The following is a 22,403-nucleotide window of genomic DNA, read 5'->3' as shown; positions in this document are numbered from 1 at the left end:
AGGAAAACCAGTGGTTAAACACGTTGTCATGGACATGAAAAAGGTCCCCATCAAGGTAACAGGCCTTGAGATGGTGAAACCACCAGAACTGTCGTTCAAAGTGGTTGTCGAGCTGGACAAGAAGATGGAAAAAGGTGTCGAGAAAGACCCTCTTTTGCAGCAGGAATTTCAGGCCTCGGCCAGCGAGGTTTTGGAGCAGACCAAGAAGACGATCGAACAGAAATGCAAGGTGTTCGACAAAGCGTTTGTTCAGATGGTTAACAAGGGCGCATCCGACAAGGACATGCAAAAGCAGCTCAAGGGTCTGAACGACGCGATCAAGAATGACATGAAGATCGCTGAAAAAGGCGCTGAGCTGGCCGCGCAAAAGGCGTGGACCAAGCTTCAGGCCAAGAAAAAGGAATGGAAGAAGTTCAAGATCAAGGTTGCAGTGTCCATTGCAGGCACCGTGGCCGGTCTGGCTGTGTCCATTGCGGCGATGGCGACCTCTCCGTTCTCGGGGGGCGCGGGGGCCGCGTTCGGCATTCTTGGGCTGATCAAATCTGGTGTGTCGCTGGCCAAGGATATCGGCAAGCTTGCAACGGATATCGATACTGCCAAGAAACACCTGTTGGTCGAGTTGAAGGTAGTTGAGAAAGCCGCCCAGAACAAAGGCCTTTACGCCGCAAACGAAATTTCCGCCGCCGTGCTGAATGAATTCGTGGGCGTCGCACAACCTTCGATCAAGACCGTCGAAGATGCGGCGGATACGCTCAAGGCGAAATACGCCCAGATGGTCGTCAAGGTGCATGATCTGTCCAAAAAGCTGAACAAGGTCCTGAAGGAACAAGACAAGCTTAAGGCCGAGTTCTTGAAAGAGGTTGCCAGCAAGCTGAAGAAGCATCCGGTGAAGGACAAAAAGGCCCAGTTGACCATGATCAGTAAGGCTTTGGACACTGCATTGGCACCCAATTACAAGGCGGTCGATGAAGCGATCAGCAAGGTCCAGATAATGTATGCGGACACGCGAACATGGGCCCCGAAGATCAAGGACCTGATGAAGCGCGTCGCGCAGTTGAAGATCAAGGACCCCAAGGGCCTCAAGGTCTTCCGCGAAGGACTGAAATTTGCCGCGCTGGCCACATCGCCGATCGACGGAAACGCGATTGCGAACACCACCAAGGATCTGGCTTTGGGTGTCGGCGGCGCGGTTGGCGGGTATGCTTATGACAAGATCACCAGCAAGGCGCTGGACGGAACGGTGTTTGACGCCGCCTGACGCAGGTCAGGGTAAAGAATACGGGGCGCGCGGGTAGGACCGTGCGCCCCGAACGGACGACAGGAGGCAAAGTTGGAAACCGGAATCGGAAAGGGTGAAACGCTCCGTGATGCTGTGCGCGAATTTGTCGAGCGCAGGACGGTCACGAACACGATTTTGGGTGTGATCATCTTCAACGCGATCACGCTGGGCCTGTCCACCTCGTCGTCGATTCAGGCCAATATCGGTCATATCCTGAGCGTTTTCGACCAGATTGTTCTGGGCATCTTCGTCACCGAGCTGCTGCTGAAATTCTACGCCTATCGGATGAGCTTTTTCAGCAATGCCTGGAACATCTTTGACCTTGTGGTGGTGACACTGGGCCTGTTGCCCAACCGCGATGGCCTATCCGCCCTGCGGGGGTTGCGAGTCATCCGCGCGATGCGCTTGCTGTCGGTCATTCCGCAGATGCGATCCGTGGTGCAGGCATTGCTGGACGCGCTGCCAGGGATGGGCGCGGTGATCATCATGATTTCGATCGTGTTCTATGTCTTTGCCGTCATGGCCACGCTGATGTACGGTCCCGATTTCCCGGAATGGTTCGGCACGCTTGGTCGGTCTCTTTACACGCTGTTTCAGGTCATGACGCTGGAAAGCTGGTCCATGGGCATCGTGCGCCCTGTGATGGAGGTGCATCCCACCGCATGGATATTCTTTGTGCCCTTCATCGTCATCACTGCGTTTTCGGTGCTGAACCTGTTCATCGGTCTGCTGGTCAACACGATGCAATCGGCGGTGGAGGATGATGCGGTCGAGGAGTTCTCTCACCTTCGGGATCTGGTGCGCAGTGAAACAGATATCGTGGACGACCGGGTGAAAGAGCTGCTGGTCGAGGTCAGAGCCCTGCGCAGCGAAGTGGCGGAATTGAAAGGACAGGGGGATGGCTGACAATTCCCAGAAATTCATCGCGCGCAACAGGGCGCCGCGGGTTCAGATCGAATATGATGTCGAGCTTTACGGCGCCGAAAAGACGGTGCAACTGCCCTTCGTGATGGGCGTTATGAGCGATCTTTCCGGAAAATCCAAGGCCGAGACACCCTCGATATCCGACCGCAAGTTTCTTGAGATCGACGTCGACAATTTCGACGACCGCATGAAGGCGATGGCCCCGCGTGTCGAATTTGCCGTGCCCAACACGCTGACCGGCGAGGGCAACCTGTCTGTCGATCTGACCTTCGAGAAGATGAGCGATTTCAGCCCTGCACAGATCGCTTCGAAGATCGAGCCATTGCAGAAACTGCTTGAGGCCCGGACACAACTGGCCACGTTGTTGGCCTATATGGATGGCAAGGCCGGGGCCGAGGCGCTGATCGAAAAGATCCTGGCCGACCCGGCTTTGCTGGCGACATTGGCCAACAGCCCGGTTGACGCGCAGGACAGCCAATCGACGCTGGACGCCCTACGCGAAATGGCCCCGGAAGACGCGCCTCAGGACACTGCGGTCGCTGATGCGCTGGCCTCATTGCCCGAAGCCGAGGACACAGCGCCCCGGGATGAGACCTCGGATGTCTTGTCCGAGTTGTCCGCTGCAGCCCCCGAGAGCGCGCCGGAAGATACAACTGTGCAGGATGCGCTGGCCTCTGTTCCAGACGCGGTTGAGGCCGATGCCGAACCCGATGTCACCGCCGGAGTGCTGTCCGGCCTTGCCAACGCCGCCCCCGACGAGGTCCCGCAGGACACTGCAATCGAAGATGCGTTGGCGTCTATCCCCGAGACTGAGGAACAAGACGCGACAGATGACAGCGCGGATATCCTTTCGGAGCTTGCCGACGCGGCGCCCGAGGATGAGGAGGATACCAGCCTCGACGACCTGCTCGGCGATCTCGCCGATATGGCTCCGGATGAGGACGTTGAAGATACCTCTGCAGCCGATGCTTTGGCCTCGCTACCCGATGCGGTCGCGGAGGAAGATGCGGATGACAGCGAAGACATCCTCTCGGACCTTGCCGACGCTGCACCTGAGGATGAGGACGAGGATACCAGCCTCGACGATCTGCTCGGCGATCTTGCCGATATGGCTCCGGATGGGGACGACGAAGACATTTCTGCTGCCGATGCTCTGGCCTCACTACCCGATGTGGTCGCGGAGGAAGATGCGGATGACAGCGAAGACATCCTCTCGGAGCTTGCTGACGCCGCACCTGAGGATGAGGACGAGGATACCAGCCTCGACGATCTGCTCGGCGACCTTGCCGATATGGCTCCGGATGAGGACGTTGAAGATACCTCTGCTGCCGACGCTTTGGCCTCGCTACCCGATGCGGTAACAGAGGACGACGCGGATGACAGCGAAGATATTCTCTCGGGTATCGCTGCCGCCGCACCCGAGGAGGAAGACGAGGATTCCAGCCTCGATGACTTGCTGGGCGACCTTGCGGATTTGGCCTCCGACGACGAAGTCGGCGACGAATCCGACGATATTTTGTCAGACCTCAGTGACGCGACGCCCGACGAGGAAGATGAAGATACCAGCCTTGATGACCTGCTGGGTGATCTGGCGGATATGGCGTCGGATGATGATGAGGCTGAGGACAGTTCGACCGATGACGCCTTGGCGTCTTTGCCCGATGTGACCGAGGACGAGGATGATGACACGGATCTAGACGATCTGCTGACGGATCTTACCGATGACTCTGAGGAAGCGGACGAAGATGAGACGGATGATATTCTGAGCGCTCTCCCGGATATTGAAGAGGAGGCGGATGCAGATGACCTCGACGATATTCTGGGCGATCTGGCGGATACCGCGCCAGAGGAGGACGAAGCAGACGATCTGGATGCGCTGCTAAGCGATCTTTCGGACGACTCGCCCGAGGAGGACGAAGACACCAGCCTCGACGGTCTGCTGGATGATCTGACAGCAGAGGATGAAGACACGCCAGAGGATGATCTGGATGCGCTTCTGGCGGATGACACCTCTGACGATGATCTGGACCTCGATAGCCTGCTGGCCGATGACGCGGACGAAGCGGACGACGGGGATGAGTTCGATCTGGAAAGCTTGCTGGGCGATGACGACGAGCCTGCCTCGGACGATACGGACGATTTCGACCTCGACAGTCTGCTGGCCGAGGATGATGATACAGATGACGCCCCGACGCCGGACGGGGCCCAACCGGATGGTGAACCGGTGCTGGCCTTCGGCCGTATGAGCGCCGACCGGCCCGAGCCTGAACAGTTGAAACGCAGCCGGTTCCGCATTGCCATCTTTGGCGATTTCTCGGGTCGGGCGGCACGGGGGCAGATGGAAACAGGCGATGCGCTGGCTGCGCGCGCGCCGATCCTACTGGACCCCGATACGGTCGAAGATGTGATCTCAGGCTTTGCCACCACGCTGGTTCTGCCTATCGGCAAGGACGGCGCGGGGATCGAGGTCAAGCTGACCGAACTGGACGATCTGCACCCTGACGAACTTTATGAAAAGGTCGAGCTGTTCGAAGGGCTGTCGGGCCTGAAAAGCCAGCTTGGGGCCGGGGCAACCGCCGAACATGCGGCGAAGCAATTGACCGCTTGGGGCGAGGAATTCGGACGGGCCGTGGTTCCACCGCGCAAGACTTCGGGTGGCAATACCGTGCGGGCCGACTTGAAGCTCAGCGATTTTCAGAAGCTGATCGGGGACACGGACGGAGAGCTGGCGCAGCCTTCTCCGGTGGATGATCTACTGAAACGGGTGGTCGGGCCGCATATTCGCAAACTACCAAGCCCGGACGTTGCGGCGATGAAAACAGCAGTGGATGAGGCGCTGAGTGCGGCGATGCGCATGGTTCTGCATCATCCCGAATTCCAGTCGATCGAGGCGCAGTGGCGCAGTCTGGACCTGATCGCGCGCAGCGTTGAGGACGACGATACGCTGGACGTGATCCTCTATGATGTCTCAGCCGAGGAAATTGGTGCCGATCTGGCCTCGGAGGAAGATCTGGCGCAGACCGGTTTGGTCCGGCTGCTGACCGAGGAGCCGTTGGATGAGGAAAACGGGCGCGGCGGCTATTCCGCCCTGATCGGGCTTTATACGTTCGAGGAAACCCCCCCTCATGCCGAGTTGCTGGGACGTATCGGCCGGGTCGCCGCTCATGTGGATGCGCCTTTCATCAGCGCAATCACGCCCGCCTATTTGGACGTCAAGAAAGAGGACCGCCACCCGCTAGTGGTCAAGGCCTGGGACACGTTCCGCGCCATGCCTGAGGCCGGGCATGTCGGCCTTGCCTCGCCGCGCTTTTTGCTACGTCGGCCCTATGGGGCCAAATCCGAGCCCATCTATGAGTTTGAGTTCGAGGAATTCACCCAAACCGAAGGTCTGCGTGGCATGCTATGGGCCAATCCGGCGGTTCTAGTAACGATCCTGCTGGCGCGGTCCTTCAAACAGAATGGTAAGGCGATGAACCTCGGCTCGGTTATGAGCCTGAGCGGGGTGCCCTATCATTTCGTCAACGACCGCTATGGCGATCAGGTGGCGTTGCCTTGTACCGAACGCAACCTGTCGCTGGACAAGCACGAACATTCGGTTCAGCGGGGCTATATGCCGGTGCTTTCCGTCAAGGGACGGGATGAGATCCGGCTGGGATCGTTCAACTCGGTTGCAGGACAAGAACTTCTGGGGCCATGGTCAGGCGTTCCCGCCCCGGCGCCGTCGCCCGATATCCCCGCGGAACCTGAGTCTGAAGACACCCCCGCCGAGGAGGATTTCAATCTGGACGATCTGGGGCTGGACGACGATACCGGTTCTGACGATGACGCGTCGGATGATGTTGATGATTTGGACGACTTCCTTGCTTCCTTCGATAACGACACCGATGAAGACGAGGATGATGATGAAATGGACCCGGAGCTGGCCGCTCTGCTGGCCGATCTATAACGGCGTGTCCAACGCGATTTGGAAGGATTAGGAAATGTCTGACAATCTGCAAAGCAAGGAATGGCCGCTTCGGATCACCGGCAGTTACAAGTACAAGGAAGAAGAGCTCGTCATCCGCCGCGCGATCATCAACGAGAAGATGGGCGAGCTGACCGAGATACAGGTTGAGATGCTGTCGTCTGACAAGACCATCAAGCTGGAAGAGCTGCTGGGCAAAATCCTGACGATCCACATGGCTTCGGGCGAGGGGAAAGAACGCAAGTTCACCGGCACGATCGTGCGCGTTGAACGGCTGGCGCTGCGGGATGGGTTCGTGCATCTGCTGGCCGAGCTGCGCCCGTGGTTCTGGATGCTGCAACAGACCACCAACAGCCGCATCTTCCAGAACATGACGGTCGACAAGATCATCGAGGACGTTTTCAAAGCGCACGGATTCTCGGATTTCCAGAAGAAGCTGAGCGGAACTTATGAACAACGGGAATATTGCGTCCAGTACCGGGAAACCGATTTCGACTTTGTCTCACGCCTGATGCAGGAAGAGGGCATCTATTACTTCTTCGACTATGCCAAGGCGAATAACAAATATGAAACGTTGGTCCTGTGTGACGGGCTGTCGGGGCACACGCCGCTGAACGGAATGCCAGACCTGCTTTACCGGGCGGGCGACGACTACAAACAGCGCTTGTCTGACAGCGTGACCGAATGGGCCACCGCGCAGCAGATCGTTCCCGGTGTCGTTGCCTTGGGCGATTTCAATTTTGAGACACCCAGTGCCAAAATGGCCTCGGTGTCGAAAACCATCCTTTCGCCCGATCACAAGCACAATAAATATGAGCTGTACGACACGCCCGGTCATTACAGCGACGCCAACAAGGGCAAGCCGCGCGCGCAGGTTCGGATGGAGGCTGAAGAAACCGAATATGACCGCCGCCGGGGTCGTGCCTCGGTCCGGGCAATGGAGGTCGGAAAGACCTTCACCCTGAAGGAACATCCCGACAAGGATCAGAACCAGGAATATCTGGTCACGGCGGCCACCTTCTATTTGCAGACGACCGAAGGCTACGGATTTGTAAAGAACGAAAAGGATCTGGATACGGGTGCGCTGGAGTTTCCTGAAGACAACAGCGAAATGTATATGGTTGAGTTCGACGTTCAGCCCAAGAAGGTCCAGTATCGCAACGCCCGTACCACGCCCTGGCCGGAGATTGCCGGATTGCACACCGCAATTGTTACCGGCCCAGCGGGCAAAGAAATCTACACCGATAAATATGGCCGGATCAAAGTGCAGTTCCACTGGGACCGTGCAGGTAAAAAGGACGAAAAGACCTCGTGCTGGGTGCGTGTTGTCACCCCGTGGTCCGGTAAGAACTGGGGCATGATCCACATCCCGCGGATCGGACAGGAGGTCGTCATCCAGTTCGAAGAGGGCAACCCCGACAGGCCGATCTGCACCGGCATGTTGTATAATGCCGAAACGATGCCGCCTTATGATTTGCCAGCAAACCAGACGCAGTCGGGTATCATGACCCGGTCGTCAGAAAAGGGCAAAACCGACACGTTCAACGAACTGATGTTCGAGGACAAAGCGGGGGCGGAACTTGTGCGCTTTCAGGCACAGAAGGATCACCAAAAGTTGGTAAAGAACAAATCGACCATCACCATCGGCTATGACAAGTTGGACACGGGCGGCAATGGAGGCGACGGCTGTCTAAGCCAGGTGGTCAAGAAAGACGTTGATGAGACGATCAAGGAAGGTGATCACACGTTCAAGATCGAAAAGGGCAATCAGGACGTTTTCATCAAAACCGACCAGACGGAAACGGTTGAAGGCAAATCCACCCGAACCGTCACCGGCAACAACACCGAGACGATAAAGCAGGGCAACAAGACAACGACCGTGAAAATGGGGAACATTCAGGTCGACGCCAAGGCGGGGAAAATCACAATAACCGCGATGCAGTCGATCGAGCTTAAGGTCGGGACCTCTTCGATCAAGCTGGATCCGACCAGCATCACCGTCAAAAGCACGATGATCAACGTTAAGGCAAACGCCAAGCTTGACGCAAAAAGCCCACTGACGACGGTCGGCGGCGATGCTATGCTGACCCTCAAGGGTGGCGTGACGATGATTAACTAGGGGTCGGATGGATGAGCGAACGATTTGCCAATTTGACCAAGACACCCCAGATGCCCGCGGCCCGGATGCTGGCCGATGCCAATGCGCGATTGGGCACCAAGCTGGACGCGCCCGCCAGTGCGCCTCTGGATGTGGTTCTGGCTGAGCTAGATGAAAAAGGTGCCCCGATTGACATGCTACGACTGCTGGGCGTGGCTCTGCCGCCGCGTGAACGGGTATGGTGGTCCTGTCTGGCGGCGCGCGACTATATCGGCGAGGCGCCTGAACACAACACGCCGTCGCTGGCAGCGTCTGAGGCTTGGGTTTTTCGCCCGACGCCCGAGAATCGTGAAAAGGCCGAACAGACGATAGACTTGGCCGATCCGGATGATGAGACGATAAATTGCGCCATGTGCGCGCTTTATGCTGATGGGACACTGGGTACAGGTGAACTTGCTGGGATGACCGCTCCGCTTGGCGCGGCCGAGGCGCTGGCCTTTGCCATGAATGTCACCGCGATGGGTTATCATGAGGGCGACTTCGATGCCTATGTGCAATTGCTGATCGACCGTGGGCTTGATATCGCCCGTGGTGGAAACGGCAAGCTGGAGGCTAAGGAGTAGATATGGGATTTCCTCAGGCCCGCGTTGCGGATCTCCACACCTGTACCTTTCTGGCGCCACCGCCTGCGCCCCCCGCGCCGGTGCCTGCGCCGATGCCCATCCTGCCGCCCTGCTGCCCGACAGTGTTGGTGGGCAAGATGCCTGCGGCGCGAATATTTGACATGGCCACACCCGCCTTTCCACACCCGATCATCAAAGGCTCGGCGACGGTTTTGATTGGCAAGATGCCAGCTGCGCGGGTGATGGATACATGCGCCTGTGGCGGGCCCATCGTCAAAGGTGAATTTACCGTGCTGGTCGGAGGATGAAGACAGAAGAATGACGGTCACGCTCAAATTCCAATCCACCGGCGTCGTGCCGGGCGACGGGCGTCCTGTATCGATGCAGGGGGGATCGCTGACCGTAGGGCGTGGTCCGGCCAATGATCTTGTTTTGCCCGACCCCGAGCGGACGCTCAGCAAGAACCATTTCGTGATCGAGGATCACAATGGCAACGTGGTGATCGTGGACCTGTCGACCAACGGGACCTTTCTGAACTATTCCAAGATTGCTTTGGGTCGGACGCCGACGCCGCTGAACAATGGCGATGTGCTGACGGCGGGCGGTTATGAGATGGTGGTCGAGATCGGTGCCGATCTGCCTTCGTTCGAAGAGATGATCCCACAGCCGATGCAGCAGGGCAATGTCTCGCCCGGACAGTCGCAAAACGCGCCGGATCCCCTGGATTTGCTGGACGCGTCCTCGCCGGGCGGGGATTTTCTGGACGACCTGCTGGGTGGTGAAGCCCCCAAAGGGCCGGGCCAGATCGCAACGCCTGATCCCATGGACGAACTGCTGCCACCATTGGGTGATGATGACCCTTTCTTTGCCAAACCGGCGGATGCGCATCAGGGCATGGGGGCGAGCGACCCGATGCACAACCCCTCGGCTACGGATGCGTTTTCAGCGCCCACCAGTGGCGACGGCGCGAACCTGATCCCCGACGATTGGGATGACGATTTCCTGTCGCCGCCAGAGCCGTCCTCTTCGGACCCGTTCGCCGCGCCACCGCCGGAACCTGCCGCTCCACCGGCCAAGCCAACACCGGGCGGGCGGGCGGTCCCACCTCCGCCGTCGGAACCAGTGGCACCGGCGCCTGCGCCCGAGCCTGCAAATGAGCCCACAGTGGTCGAAACGCCTGCGCCTGCTGCGGCAAGTGGCGATCAATCCGCCGCCCGCGCGCTGCTTGAAGCGCTTGAGGTGGACGATCTGCGCATCGACGACGCCGATCTGCCCGCCACGATGGGCCGGATGGGACGCGTGTTACGGGCAATGATCACGGGTCTGCGCGAAATTCTGATGACGCGTACCTCGATCAAGTCTGAATTCCGGATTGATCAGACCATGATCAGCGCCGGCGGAAACAACCCGCTGAAATTTTCGATCAGCGCCGAACAGGCGATCGAGGCGTTGGTGAAACCGCGGGTCAAAGGCTACCTCGCCTCCGAGGAGGCGACCGCCGAGGCGTTGAACGATATCAAGGCCCATGAGGTCGCCATGGTCACAGGGATGGAGGCCGCGCTCAAAGGCGTGTTGTCGCGGCTCGACCCCGAGGTGCTGGCCGGGAAAATCGAAGGCTCCGGCAAACTTGGGTCACTTTTCAAGGGTAAGAAGGCCCAATATTGGGAAGTGTATGAAAAGATGTATGCGGAAATTTCGGATCAGGCCGAGAATGATTTTCACGATCTCTTCAGCCGGGAATTCGCGCGTGCGTATAAGGAACAGCTGGAAAAGCTGAAGTAACGCCCCAACGGGCGCAATAACAAGGGAGGGCAGCCATTGTCCTGGGACAGCAAGGTGCTTTGGACCGAAGGGTTGTTTTTGCAGCCCCACCATTTCCAGCAGGCCGACCGGTATACCGAGGCGCTGGTGGCCGGGCTTGCGCGCCGGGTGACACCCTATGCCTGGGGGCTGAGCGCGCTTGAGCTGGATGACGAGGTGCTCAAGGTCGGGCAAATAGCGCTCAAATCCTGTTCAGGGCTGACGCCGGACGGGCAGGTGTTTCGCGTACCGCAGGCCGAAGACCATCCGCCCGCTTTGGAAGTGCCCGAAACGATCAAGGATTGCGTTGTTTACCTGACCGTACCGCAGCGGCGCCAAGGCGCGTCCGAGGTGGATCTGAGCGGTGCGGAACAATCCGTCAGCCGCCTGCGTCCCGCCGAGCAGGAAATCACTGACGTGATGAGCCAGCAGAAAAAGCCGGTAACGCTGGGTGTTGGTAAGCTGCGACTTCAATTTGCACTGGCGGTGGACGATCTGGCCGACAAGCTGGCCATTCCGATTGCCCGCATCATCGAAGTGCGCCCGGACAAAGAGATTGTACTGGATCGCGGCTTTGTGCCCTCGGTCCTGGATGTGCGCGCAGCCCCGGCACTGGCGGGGTTCATGAACGAGCTTGAGGGAATGCTGTCGCACCGGATGCAGGCGCTGGCCGGGCGGCTGTCCGAAGGCGGACCTGCCAAGGGTGCCGCGGAGATTTCGGATTTCCTTCTGTTGATGGTGATCAACCGCAACCTGCCGCTGGTGCGCCATTTCGCCAATATCGAAAACGTGCATCCCGAACACGCCTACCGCGTTTGCGCCGCACTAGCTGGCGAGTTGGCGACCTTCATGAGCGCCGAGAAAGAAGCAGTGCAATTCCCCGCCTACCAGCACGACAACCTGACCGAAAGCTTTGCCCCGGTGATCCGAGTGCTGCGCCAATATCTCAGCTCGGTGCTGGAGCAGACGGCGATCTCGATCCCGTTGGAGCCGCGCAAATACGGCATTAGCGTCGGTGTGATTGCTGATCGCAAGCTGATCGGCTCGGCCGGATTTGTGCTGGCAGTTAATGCGGATATCCCCGCCGAAGACGTGCGGCGGCACTTCGCGGGTCAGGCCAAGACCGGCCCGGTTGAGGAAATCCGCCAATTGGTGAACTCGGCCCTGCCAGGCATCACCTTGCGCCCGCTGCCGGTCGCGCCGCGCCAGATCCCGTACCATTCGGGCGTGGTCTATTTCGAACTGGACGCAGCCAGCCCGTATTGGAGCAAGATGACCACTTCGGGCGGGATCGCGGTGCATGTGTCGGGGCAATATCCCGGCTTGCAGATGGAGCTGTGGGCGATCCGCAATCAGTAGCCGTCCGGGCCGCTGATTGGTACGAAACAAATTGATGGGGTTGCTTGCGTGGACCACTGGACTATGCGGGCGCTGTGAGGAAGCAGGTAGATCATGTCCGACAACGATCCTTTTGCCGAACCGGACGATACAGATAAGACGGTCATCCGCCCCAATCCGGGTGGACGACGTCAGGCCGGGACCATGCCGCAACAACCTGCCGCGCCTCAGCAACCGGCGGGCTACCCCGAGCCGATGGAAGCGCCACAGCCACAGCCTGCCGCAGATGGGGGCGGATATGGCGTGCCACCGGCGCAGGCCCCACAGTCGCGCCCGCCACAAGGCGGTGGGGAACAGGTGGCCGCAACCGGGATGAACCGGCTGAACGCCTGCGCCGCGCCTTTGTTTTCGCTGATCAGTCGTATACGCAACCGCGCCCAGCACATGGACCCTGACAAGCTGCGCCAAAGCGTGGTGGCCGAGGTGCGCAGCTTTGAAAATGCCGCCCTACAGGCGGGCATCCCAGCGCAATCGGTCAAGGTGGCGCGTTATGCTCTATGTGCGACGCTGGATGATGTCGTGCTGAACACGCCGTGGGGCGGTCAGTCTAGTTGGGCGACGCAATCACTTGTTGGCACCTTCCACCGAGAAACAGTGGGCGGGGATCGGTTCTACGACCTTTTGGCGCGGCTGGAACAGGAGCCTGCGAACAATATTGAGCTGCTGGAATTCGTCTACATGTGCCTGTCGCTTGGCTTTGAAGGCCGCTTGCGGGTCGAACAAGGCGGCCCGGATAAGCACTTGCAAATCCGGCAGGGCTTGGCGCGGGTCATCCGAGCGCAACGTGGCCCTGTCGAACGTGATCTGGCCCCGCATTGGGAAGGCGTGGACAAGCCTTACCGCGCGCTTAGCATGTGGAAGCCGGTCTGGATCGCGCTAGGCGTGACGGCGCTGTTGCTGGTGATCGAATTCAGCGGCCTGTCTTACGTTTTGTCGAACAAGACCGAAAATCTTGTGGGACAGATGTCGGTGATTGACGCGGGCCCGGTGACCGAGTTGCAGCGCCGCGCGCCACCGCCACCTCCGCCACCTCCGCAGGCGCAACCTCAGATCGCGAAGGTCGTCGAATTCCTTCAGCCCGAGATTGATGAGGGGCTGGTCGAGGTTTTTGAGAAAGGCAATACGCTGGTCATCCGCATCAAGGGGTCGGGCATGTTCGGGTCAGGCTCGGACAGTCTGCAAGACAAATTCCAAGAGCCGGTGCGCCGGGTCGCCGTGGCGTTGAATGCCGAGCCGGGCACGGTGATCGTGACCGGACATTCGGACAATGTACCAATCCGGTCAGCGCGCTTTCCATCCAACCTCGCCTTGTCGCTGGCGCGCGCAAAATCGGTGATGAATAAGATGTCGCCCGAATTGACCGACCCCGATCGCCTCAGCGCCGAAGGCCGGGCCGACAGTGACCCGATTGCCGACAATTCCACCCGTGAAGGCCGCGCCACCAACCGCCGGATCGAAGTCCTGTTGGTGCAGGAGGATACCCAATGAACATCCGTAGATTCTTCAGGTTCGTTTTCATGTCGATCTACACCGTGCTGTTCTTCACGGCGACGGCGCTGTCCTTGTGCCTGTACTTCTTTGGTCCGCTGATCGGGTCGGACGAATGGCGCCCGCTGGACGGGATGACCACCCGGCTGATCTGGTGCGGTGTGATCTACGCATTTTTCCTGATCATCGCACTGACCATTTTCTTTATCCGCCGCCGGCGCGAAAATAAGCTAACCGAAGAGATCACCGAGGCCGTCAGCGATGGCGGCGACATGATCGACAGTGAAATTTCAGAGCTGCGCGGTAAGCTGAAAACGGCGATGGCAGCGCTGCGCAAATCCAAGAACGGGCGGCGGCATCTGAATGAGCTGCCGTGGTACGTGATGATCGGCCCGCCGGGCGCGGGCAAGACCACAGCCATTGTGAATTCCGGCCTGAACTTTCCGCTGGCCGATGAGATGGGTAAAACTGCGATTGGCGGTGTGGGCGGCACGCGCAACTGCGATTGGTGGTTCACCGAAAACGCCGTTCTTATCGATACGGCGGGGCGTTACACGACGCAGGAAAGCGATGCTCAGGTCGACAACGCGGCGTGGATTGGGTTCCTGGGACTGCTGAAGAAATACCGAAAGCGCCAGCCGATCAACGGGGCGATGATCGCAATCTCATTGTCGGATCTGTCTTTGCAGGATGAGATCACGCAGAAAGAACACGCAAAAGCCGTGCGCCGCCGTCTGGAAGAGCTGCGCGAAAAACTAGGCGTGCGCTTTCCAGTTTATATCCTGTTCACCAAGGCCGACCTGATTGCCGGGTTTGCCGAGTTCTACGACAATCTGGGCAAGGAAGACCGTGAACAGGTCTGGGGTTTTACCTTACCATTGGATAAGTCCCGGTCTGAGCAATCTCCGGTCGCCGCCTTTGACGAGGAATTCGCGTTGCTGCTGGGCCGTTTGAACGCCCAATCGCTGGAGCGGATGCAGACTGAAACCGACCCCCAGCGCCGCGCCTTGGTTGCGGGCTTCCCGATGCAGGTGGCCTCATTCCGCAAAGTGGCGCATGAGTTCCTGACCGAGGTGTTTCAGGACAGCCGCTATCAGCACCGTCACATGCTGCGCGGGGTCTATTTCACATCCGGCACGCAAGAGGGCACCCCCATTGACCGGCTGATGTTAGGCATGGCGCGCACCTTCGGGATTGGACGTCAGGCGATTGGTTCGGGGCAGGGCTCGGGTCGATCGTACTTCCTGACCCGCCTGTTTGATCAGGTGATCTTCCGCGAGGCTGGTCTGGTCAGCGCCGATGACAAGGTCGAGCGGCGGTATAAGATCACCAAATGGGCCTCGGTCGCGGCGACGCTGATTGCCGCTGTTGCAGTGGGTGCCCTGCTGGTGCGCAGCTTTTCGGGCAATTCCGAGCTGATCGCTGAGGCGCAAGAGGGCGTTTCCGCCTATCAGGCTGCAGCGGCGACACTGCCACCCAGCCCGGTGGGCGACACCGATCTGGTGCCGGTGGTGCAGGCGCTGAACACGCTGCGCGATCTGCCTGCGAACCCGACCCTGTCCGACCCGGACCCTGAAACGCGCCTGACCTATGGCCTGTATCAGGGGGATGTGATTGGCACGCAGGCGACACAGACCTACCGCGCGGCGCTGAACCAGCGCCTTCTGCCGCGGCTGCTGTTGCGTCTCGAAGAACAGATGAGCGCCAATATCAACAACCCCGACGTGCTGTATGAGGCGCTAAAGGTCTATCTGATGTTGGGTTTGCAAGGGCCTATGAACCAGAACCTGGTCAAGGAATGGATGAATATCGACTGGACGGTGTCCTTCCCCGGCCCCTCGCGCGAGGAATTCCGCGCCGATCTGAACGACCATCTTGAAGCGCTGCTAAGCCAGCCGATGCAGGCCGTGGCCCTGAACGGGCCGATGGTTGAGCAGATACAGGGCCTGCTGTCCGAACTGCCGTTGGCGCAGCGGGTGTATAACGGGATCATCTCAAGCCCGTCCGCGACGGCTCTGCCGGAATGGCGGATCACCGAGGTCGGCGGCCCAGCGGTTGCGCGCGTTCTGGTGCGGTCTTCGGGAAAACCATTGAATGACGGGATCGAGGGGATTTTTACCTATCGCGGTTTCAATGACGTATTCGTGGGCGAAGCAGTTGGCGTAGCCAAACGGGTGCAAAAGGAAAGCTGGGTTCTGGGCCCGCGCGGCGAGGCGGAACAGACCGAACTGGCGCTGGCGGCGCTCAGCCGCGATGTTCTGGACCTGTATTACAACGACTATATCGCGCGCTACGACGCGATGCTGGGCGATATCGACATCGTACCGATGGAAAGCCTCAGCCATGCGGTCGAAGTGACCAATGTGCTGTCCGGGCCGACCTCGCCTATCGTCAACATCCTGAATTCGATCTCGGACGAGACGAAGCTGACAGAAAGCCGATCGGTTCTGCCCAATTCCGAAGCGCTGAGCGATGGGTTGTCCAGCGCAGCCAGCCTTGAGTTGCAATCGGCGACCTCGGTCCAGACGCAAATTCTGCTTGAGGCACTGGCTAAGTCCAGCGGCGCGACGGTGTCCGAGCCGGTGCAGGAGCCGGGTCAATATGTCGAAGATCGCTTTGCCTGGCTGCATCAGCTTGTTGATCGGCCCGAAGGGCAGCCCTCACAACTGGATCAGTTGATGGGGTCGTTGACGGGTGTCTATCAGGAACTGAACAAGATGTCCTTCAGCGGAACCTCGGGCGGTGAATCCGGGCAGGCTTTGCAGCAATTCCAACAGGAAGCGGCGCGCATTCCCGGCCCGATGGAACGCTGGGCGGTGCAGATCATCGACGGATCTTCGGGGATCACTTCGGACAGCACGCGAGCCTCGCTAAATGCGCGCTGGCAGGCCAATGTGCTGCCCTTTTGCGAGCAGGTCGTCACCGACCGTTACCCGTTCAGCCGCAGATCAGGTGCGGATGTGGCGATGGGCGATTTCAGCCGGTTGTTCGGCCCGCAAGGTCTGATCGACACGTTCTTTACGGACAACCTCGCCAAACACGTGGACATGCGCACGCGCCCATGGAGTTGGAAAAGCAGCGTGAACGAGGCCGATCTGGGCATCAGCCAGGCCGTTCTGACCCAATTCCAGAACGCCGCCGAAATCCGCGAGGCCTTCTTTGCTGCCGGACCACAGCCGCAAGTGCAATTCCAGATCATGCCCGAGGCGCTGGACCCCAAGGCCAAGGGCGTCACGCTTGAGATTGACGGCCAGTCGCTGGAGTTCCGCCATCGCGGCGGGCTGCCGTCGCCGATGGCGGTTACGTGGCCGGGGCAGGTCGGGTTGGCGCGGGTCACGTTCCAGCCCGACAAGCGCAACATCGAAAGCGTGCTGTCCAAGGACGGGCCATGGGCGTGGTTCCGTCTGCTGGACGCGGCCGAGGTGCGACGGACCAACGTATCGGACCGCAAGAAGGTGATCTTCAACGTCGGTGGCCGCATTGCGATCTTCCAGTTGCAATCCGGCTCGGTCATCAATCCCTTTGCCCTTCCGGCGCTGCAAAAATTCAGCTGCCCTAAATCGTTCTGATGCAGCGCAGCGGATTTGGCGCATTTGGTAAAATGCCGTCGGTCGGGGATTTCTTCCGACTGGGGGTGACGCAGGATTTCGTCCAGCCGTGGGACACGTGGATACAGCACAGCATGTTGGCCACGTCTGAGGCTTTAGGCGCGTCATGGGATGCCCACTACATGTCGGCCCCGATCTGGCGGTTCTGTCTGGCGCCGGGGCTGGCGGGGCCGCAAAAGATGCTGGGTGTACTGATGCCCTCGGTGGATCGGGTCGGGCGACGTTTCCCGTTGACTCTGGTGGCTGGGGTGTCCAACGAAGGTTCGGCCATTCTGACCCATTTCCGCGCGGATGCCGTGTACCGCCAGCTCGAAGATTTGGCCCTGGCTGCGCTTGAGGACGACATGACCCGCGACAAGCTGGCCGAGGGGCTAGAGGAGCTGCCCGTTCCATTGCAGGAACCCACATCCCCGGTCCGTGCCGAGGGCAAAACGCTGGTTCTGACGCGGGGCGAGGTCTCGGACAGCCTGTTGCCTGACCTTGCGGCGGGGCTGGTGTCGCATCGCTATCACACTCCGACAATCTGGAGCACCGAAATCGCCGGTGTCCCCCGCATGATGGTCTGCGAAGGTTTACCGCAAGGGGCAAACATGCAAGGCTTATTCAATCTTCACGCGTCAGTCTGGACCGAGGCACGACCAATATGAATTCAAGTCACCGCGTTCGGTACAGCGCCCGCAGCCATGTGGGCCTCAAGCGGAAGCTCAATGAAGATGCCATTCTGGCTCTGCCCGAAGAAAGCCTTTGGCTGGTCGCCGATGGTATGGGGGGTCACGAGGGTGGGGATTTTGCCAGTCGTTTGGTGGTCGATATGGTGGCCGCAATCCCGCCGGGCCTACCACCCGCGGACCGTCTGGTCACGTTGCGCGATGTGCTGCAACAGGCCCATGCCGCGATTGTGCGCGAGGCCGAGGCGCGCGGCGGCAAGACCATAGGCACCACCGTGGCCTGCATGATGCTGGCCAATGGCCATTTCGTCGGGCTATGGGCAGGCGACAGTCGCATCTACCTGCTGCGGGACAATCAGATTCAGATACTGACCACCGATCACTCGGTTGTTGCCGAACTGGTGCTGGCCGGGCAAATGAGCTGGGACGAGGCCGAGCAGCATCCGCAATCCAACGCCATTATCCGCGCGGTCGGGGTCGGGGATGTGCTAGAGCTGGACAAGATCCGGGGCGAAGTTCAACCGGGCGACAGGTTCCTGATCTGCTCGGACGGGCTGAGCAAATACGCGACCTTCCCGATGCTGCAAAAGGCTCTGTCCGAGATGCCGATTGAAACCGTCGCCGACCAGTTGATCCAGATCGCGCTGGACGGGGGCGGGGCTGACAATATCTCGGTGATCGTGGTCGATATTCCCTGAACCCCGCGCTATTGCGCGAGGGTGGTCAGGATACGGCTGTCCAGCGACAAAATCTGCGTTTCCACATTACGATCCTGTTCGCGCAGCGCCTCGGCATATCCGGCAGCGGATTCTGTGGTTGGGCGCAGCGTGTCGAACAGTTGATTGTCGGTATGCAGCACGATCACCTTGCTTTTGCCCAAGGTGCTATCATCGACCTGAAAGGCAATGCCGCCGTTTTCCTGACTTTCCGGAATGGAATAAGCCACGCGCACTGACAATGGCCCACTTTCCCCATCCCGCAGCGCGGCGATACCATTTTCCTGACGCGTGACATTGGGCAGCAGGTGGAACACATTGCCCGACACATCCAGCACCGAGACAGACAGGAACCCGTCTTGCACATCCTGCGGCAGGTCTACGTCGATCACCGGGTTCTGGCCGACAACGTAGTCTCCGGTCGGATTGGGGGCGTCGTTCTGTTCACCGTTATAGAACGCTATTGAGATATCGCTGGTGGGTGCTGTTGGCAGGAAATTCTCGATCAGGCAAAGAGTCGGGTTCAATACATTCACGCCGCCCAGATCTATCGGTCGCGCTCCGACCAAAGCGGTTAGAGCAGTGTCCAGCCCAGTCAGGCTGTCTTGCGAGGCCAAGGTGCCAATGACCCGAACCGGGGTCTCGGGGCCGTATCCGGCAGTGGGGGCATTCTCCAGCTTTAGCGCGCCGCAATCGGCTAGACCGGCCAGGATCGGTCGGATATCTGCGGCGGGCAGGAACAGCGGCTCAAGCTCCAGCTCGACAGTGCCTTGCAGTCCGGCGGGCAAGCCAGCCGAGTAAAGCTGTTCCAGCTTGTCATGCAGCGCCTGATCCGTGGTTTGCCCTGTCAATTGAGCGTCGTTTCCATTCACGACCAGCCGCCATTCATCCAGCTCCATCACTGTGTCGATAACGTCGCTGACCGCAGCGCCCCAGCTTTCCGAGATATCTCCGGACGCCAGCGTCAAATCAACCGTCCCGCCCTGATCGGTGATCTCGCGGGTCATGGCATCACGAGTGTCTTCCGAGGGCACAAAGCCGACGGCGCGCGGCGGCAGGCCCTCGCGCTTGTCCGCCACCAGCGTATAAGGTGCGGCCACGGGATATTGGGGCCCGGTAAAGCTGTCGAATGCGCCGCTGAAATAGGCACCGGCACCACCGCCGACAATGACCAGCGCGCCAAGGGCAGCAACCAGCCCGGTGCGTGATTTCTCGGGCGTTTGGGCTGGAGGTGCGGCGGGCGCGGCGACGGCAGGGGCCGGCTGCGCAGGAGTCGCTGGTTTACTTTTGGGAACGATAATCGTCGCGTCGTCATCGGTGTCAGCAGGGGGGGCTTGCACCTGTCCCGAGCGGGTCGAGGACAGAGCTCGCAAAACATCGCTGGCCGATTGATACCGGTCATCGGGGTCCGGCGCGGTCATCTTGTCCAGCACGGTTTTCAGAGGCTCGGGCACATCTGCAGTGTCCAGCGGTTGCTTTTTGCTTTCCACAACCTCCAACAGGTTACGCCCGGAATTGGCCTTTTCGCCACGGAAGTTTGCCAGCAGCAGCGCGCCCAGCGAATAGATATCAGTGCGCTGGTCGGTCTTGCCCGACAGCTGCTCGGGCGCGGCGTAGGCGTATTTGCCCGCGAACTCTCCGCCCACGATGGTTTCGGCACCGGGGTTGGTGTCCTTGGCGATGCCAAAGTCGATGATTACCGCCTGTGCCGGATCACCGTCACGCAGGATGATGTTGTCCGGGCTCAGGTCACGGTGGACGATGTTGCGCGCATGCGCGGCCTCAAGCCCTTCGCAGACGCGTTTGCAGATGGTCAGAATATCGTCTGCCGGCATGGGGCCATCGGCCAGTTTCCGGTCCAGCCCCGGCCCATCGACGTAGTCCATCACCAGATAGACATGTCCGTCGGCAGTGCGGTTGTTTTCAGAATACCGCACCACCGCGTCATGGCGGATGTCGCGGATTTCTTCCTCGCGGGTCAGCAGGACCAGATAATCTTCGTTGCTGGAGAACTCGGCCTTCAGCACCTTGAGCGCAGCCAAGCGCCCCGAAATTTCCGAACGCGCCCGGTAGACATCCGAGGTTCCGCCCCGCCCAAGGATCGCCTCGATCCGATATGTGTTGTTCACTAGATCGCCCGGCTGAAACAGATCGCCTGCGCGGGATTCAGTCATGCTGCCCTCGTTATTCTTTTGTCTTCAGAGGCTACGGATTCAGCCGAGGGCCTGGAATTCGACGCGACGGTTTTCGTCTGCGCGCGGATCGGATTTATTCAGCGGCTCGGCCTCACCCACGCCCAGCACCTCAAGCCGTTCGTCGGCGATACCGCAATCGCTGACTAGGAAACGTTTGACCTCTTTCGCGCGCAGCAGCGACAGGTTCTGGTTGTAATCCGCAGACCCGGCGCTGTCGGTGTGACCGATAATCTGGAAGACGCTCACATCCACGTTTTTCATCGCGTTACACAGCGCCGACAGCTTCGGCTTTTCGTCGTCGCGCAGCGCGGCAGATGCGAAATCGAACCGGACCTGAATATTGACCTGATCTTCGGCCGCAACAGGCTGATATTCCGCAGGCGCTGCGGCTACGGTGGTTTCCTCGACCGCAGTGGCGGCGGTATCGGTGTTGGACGGCACGATGACCAACCCACGCGTCTTTTGCTTGTTGAACGCGTCGGTGATCTCGTCTTCCGTCAATTCAGTGCTCTGCGCCAGCACAACCTGCGCCGAACAAATCAGCGCCACAACCGGCACCGCGATATATTTCCGAGGCGAGAATGCAATCATTACCAAAGTCCTTCCCTGTTTGACGGCAAGAGTATCTGTGCCTCAGGGACGCGGCAATGAAGAATGTCACATATAGGAGGCAGAAACGCAGGCAAATGCGTGACATCCCGACCGGTGGCTTTTAGGTTTGCTGCGACAGGCACGACAAAACAGGAAAATAAGGCAGATGCGCATTGTTCCAGCGATCATTCTTGGGGTCGCGATTATCCTTGCTCCGGTCATCTGGTATGTCTTCCCGCTGATCGTTCCAATTGAAGACGATTTCGAAGGGCCCGCCATCGATTCAGGCGCACGGATCGAGATCGAGATGCTTAGCCAGCAAGTTGAGGATATGCGCGCGGAAATTGAACGGCTCTCGCTTGAGATTTCGCGCGCTCAAAGCGGGGCGGCGGCACCGTTGCAGGGGGTCGATGGAGCGGATGATTATGGCTATGACAGCTCAACCCCCAACGAAATTATTGATGCCTATGCGCAGGTTGTGCTGATCGCCGACCGCAACAACGTCAATCAGGATCTGCAACTTGCCAGTTCATCCTTTCTGAAAGAGACGTTTGGACTCCCGCGTGAAGACCTGACGGATAGTTGCCAATCCATGACCAATCCGCGTCTTGAAGAGAATTTGGTGCTGGAAGAGGTCGGGCCGGTTCGTGTACGCATGCTGAAACCTGCAATCGAATCTCTGCGAACGGTGTTCGACAATATCCGCCGAACCGACCCCGACCTTTATGATCGTATCAACACGGCCGGGTCGCTTTGTGTGCGTCGGGTGCGCGGAGCGACATCGTCGGCCTCGGCGCATGCATATGGTCTGGCTGTCGACCTGAACGTCGACGGGGTTCTGGATACGCTGGGTGACGGGAAAACCCAGCTGGGCCTGACCATTCTGGCTGATTTCTTCCGGCAGGAGGGCTGGGTCTGGGGCGCGGCCTGGGGGCGCGAGGATTCGATGCATTTCGAGGTCAGCCGCAACAAGATTGAAGAGTGGCTAGAACAAGGACTTTTATGATTTTGTGTGTTGCACACGGTATTGTGAACTGGGACACGGACAACC

Annotated in this window: 15 protein-coding genes; 13 read left to right on the top strand and 2 right to left on the bottom strand. The window is 59.4% G+C overall.

Annotated features, from left to right (window positions below):
* The first annotated feature begins 10 nt into the window (after positions 1-10).
* From GOV80_RS07445 to GOV80_RS07390, 12 genes are all read left to right on the top strand, one after another.
* On the top strand, positions 11-1,258 hold the full coding sequence (locus GOV80_RS07445; RefSeq protein WP_331252395.1) for a hypothetical protein: 1,248 nt from the start codon (positions 11-13) through the stop codon (positions 1,256-1,258).
* Between the two features lie 72 nt (positions 1,259-1,330).
* Positions 1,331-2,185 carry an ion transporter gene (locus GOV80_RS07440; protein WP_170775539.1) on the top strand — a complete coding sequence of 285 codons (855 nt, stop codon included), beginning with the start codon at positions 1,331-1,333 and terminating at the stop codon, positions 2,183-2,185.
* Positions 2,178-6,149 (top strand): type VI secretion system contractile sheath small subunit, encoded by a 3,972-nt coding sequence (tssB, locus tag GOV80_RS22655; RefSeq protein WP_170783605.1) that lies wholly within the window; start codon positions 2,178-2,180, stop codon positions 6,147-6,149. The genes GOV80_RS07440 and tssB overlap by 8 nt, the downstream gene beginning before the upstream one ends.
* A 34-nt stretch (positions 6,150-6,183) precedes the next feature.
* Positions 6,184-8,286, top strand: a complete 2,103-nt coding sequence (locus GOV80_RS07430; protein ID WP_170783603.1) for a type VI secretion system Vgr family protein — start codon at positions 6,184-6,186, stop codon at positions 8,284-8,286.
* A gap of 11 nt (positions 8,287-8,297) precedes the next feature.
* Positions 8,298-8,888, top strand: a complete 591-nt coding sequence (locus GOV80_RS07425) for a DUF6931 family protein (RefSeq protein WP_170772288.1) — start codon at positions 8,298-8,300, stop codon at positions 8,886-8,888.
* A gap of 2 nt (positions 8,889-8,890) precedes the next feature.
* Complete coding sequence (locus GOV80_RS07420; RefSeq protein ID WP_170356385.1) at positions 8,891-9,196, top strand: PAAR domain-containing protein; 306 nt, start codon at positions 8,891-8,893, stop codon at positions 9,194-9,196.
* A gap of 10 nt (positions 9,197-9,206) precedes the next feature.
* Positions 9,207-10,670: a type VI secretion system-associated FHA domain protein TagH gene (gene tagH, locus GOV80_RS07415; protein ID WP_170783601.1), complete on the top strand. Its 1,464-nt coding sequence runs from the start codon at positions 9,207-9,209 to the stop codon at positions 10,668-10,670.
* Between the two features lie 36 nt (positions 10,671-10,706).
* Positions 10,707-12,047: a type VI secretion system baseplate subunit TssK gene (gene tssK / locus GOV80_RS07410; protein WP_170755852.1), complete on the top strand. Its 1,341-nt coding sequence runs from the start codon at positions 10,707-10,709 to the stop codon at positions 12,045-12,047.
* Between the two features lie 93 nt (positions 12,048-12,140).
* Positions 12,141-13,574 (top strand): type VI secretion system protein TssL, long form, encoded by a 1,434-nt coding sequence (gene tssL, locus GOV80_RS07405; protein ID WP_170783599.1) that lies wholly within the window; start codon positions 12,141-12,143, stop codon positions 13,572-13,574.
* Complete coding sequence (gene tssM / locus GOV80_RS07400) at positions 13,571-17,143, top strand: type VI secretion system membrane subunit TssM (protein ID WP_170783597.1); 3,573 nt, start codon at positions 13,571-13,573, stop codon at positions 17,141-17,143. The genes tssL and tssM overlap by 4 nt, the downstream gene beginning before the upstream one ends.
* Positions 17,143-17,829: a type VI secretion system-associated protein TagF gene (gene tagF / locus GOV80_RS07395; RefSeq protein WP_170783595.1), complete on the top strand. Its 687-nt coding sequence runs from the start codon at positions 17,143-17,145 to the stop codon at positions 17,827-17,829. Before tssM ends, tagF begins: the two co-directional genes overlap by 1 nt.
* The gene (locus GOV80_RS07390; protein ID WP_170783593.1) at positions 17,826-18,548 is read left to right on the top strand and encodes a PP2C family protein-serine/threonine phosphatase; all 723 of its coding nucleotides are present in this window, start codon (positions 17,826-17,828) and stop codon (positions 18,546-18,548) included. The genes tagF and GOV80_RS07390 overlap by 4 nt, the downstream gene beginning before the upstream one ends.
* A gap of 8 nt (positions 18,549-18,556) precedes the next feature.
* Here the strand turns inward: GOV80_RS07390 and GOV80_RS07385 are convergent, their stop codons facing one another.
* Both GOV80_RS07385 and GOV80_RS07380 read right to left on the bottom strand, forming a co-directional pair.
* Positions 18,557-20,740 (bottom strand): serine/threonine protein kinase, encoded by a 2,184-nt coding sequence (locus GOV80_RS07385; RefSeq protein ID WP_170783591.1) that lies wholly within the window; start codon positions 20,738-20,740, stop codon positions 18,557-18,559.
* Positions 20,741-20,779: 39 nt separating this feature from the next.
* The gene (locus GOV80_RS07380) at positions 20,780-21,352 is read right to left on the bottom strand and encodes an OmpA family protein (protein WP_170783589.1); all 573 of its coding nucleotides are present in this window, start codon (positions 21,350-21,352) and stop codon (positions 20,780-20,782) included.
* Positions 21,353-21,518: 166 nt separating this feature from the next.
* On the opposite strand from GOV80_RS07380, the gene GOV80_RS07375 reads away from it, so the two are divergent.
* Positions 21,519-22,358 (top strand): M15 family metallopeptidase, encoded by an 840-nt coding sequence (locus GOV80_RS07375; protein WP_170783587.1) that lies wholly within the window; start codon positions 21,519-21,521, stop codon positions 22,356-22,358.
* The last annotated feature ends 45 nt before the right edge of the window (positions 22,359-22,403 follow it).

It is taken from the genome of Ruegeria lacuscaerulensis (genome assembly GCF_013034685.1).
Lineage (GTDB): Bacteria > Pseudomonadota > Alphaproteobacteria > Rhodobacterales > Rhodobacteraceae > Ruegeria > Ruegeria lacuscaerulensis_B.
This window is presented reverse-complemented; position numbering and strand designations above follow the sequence as displayed.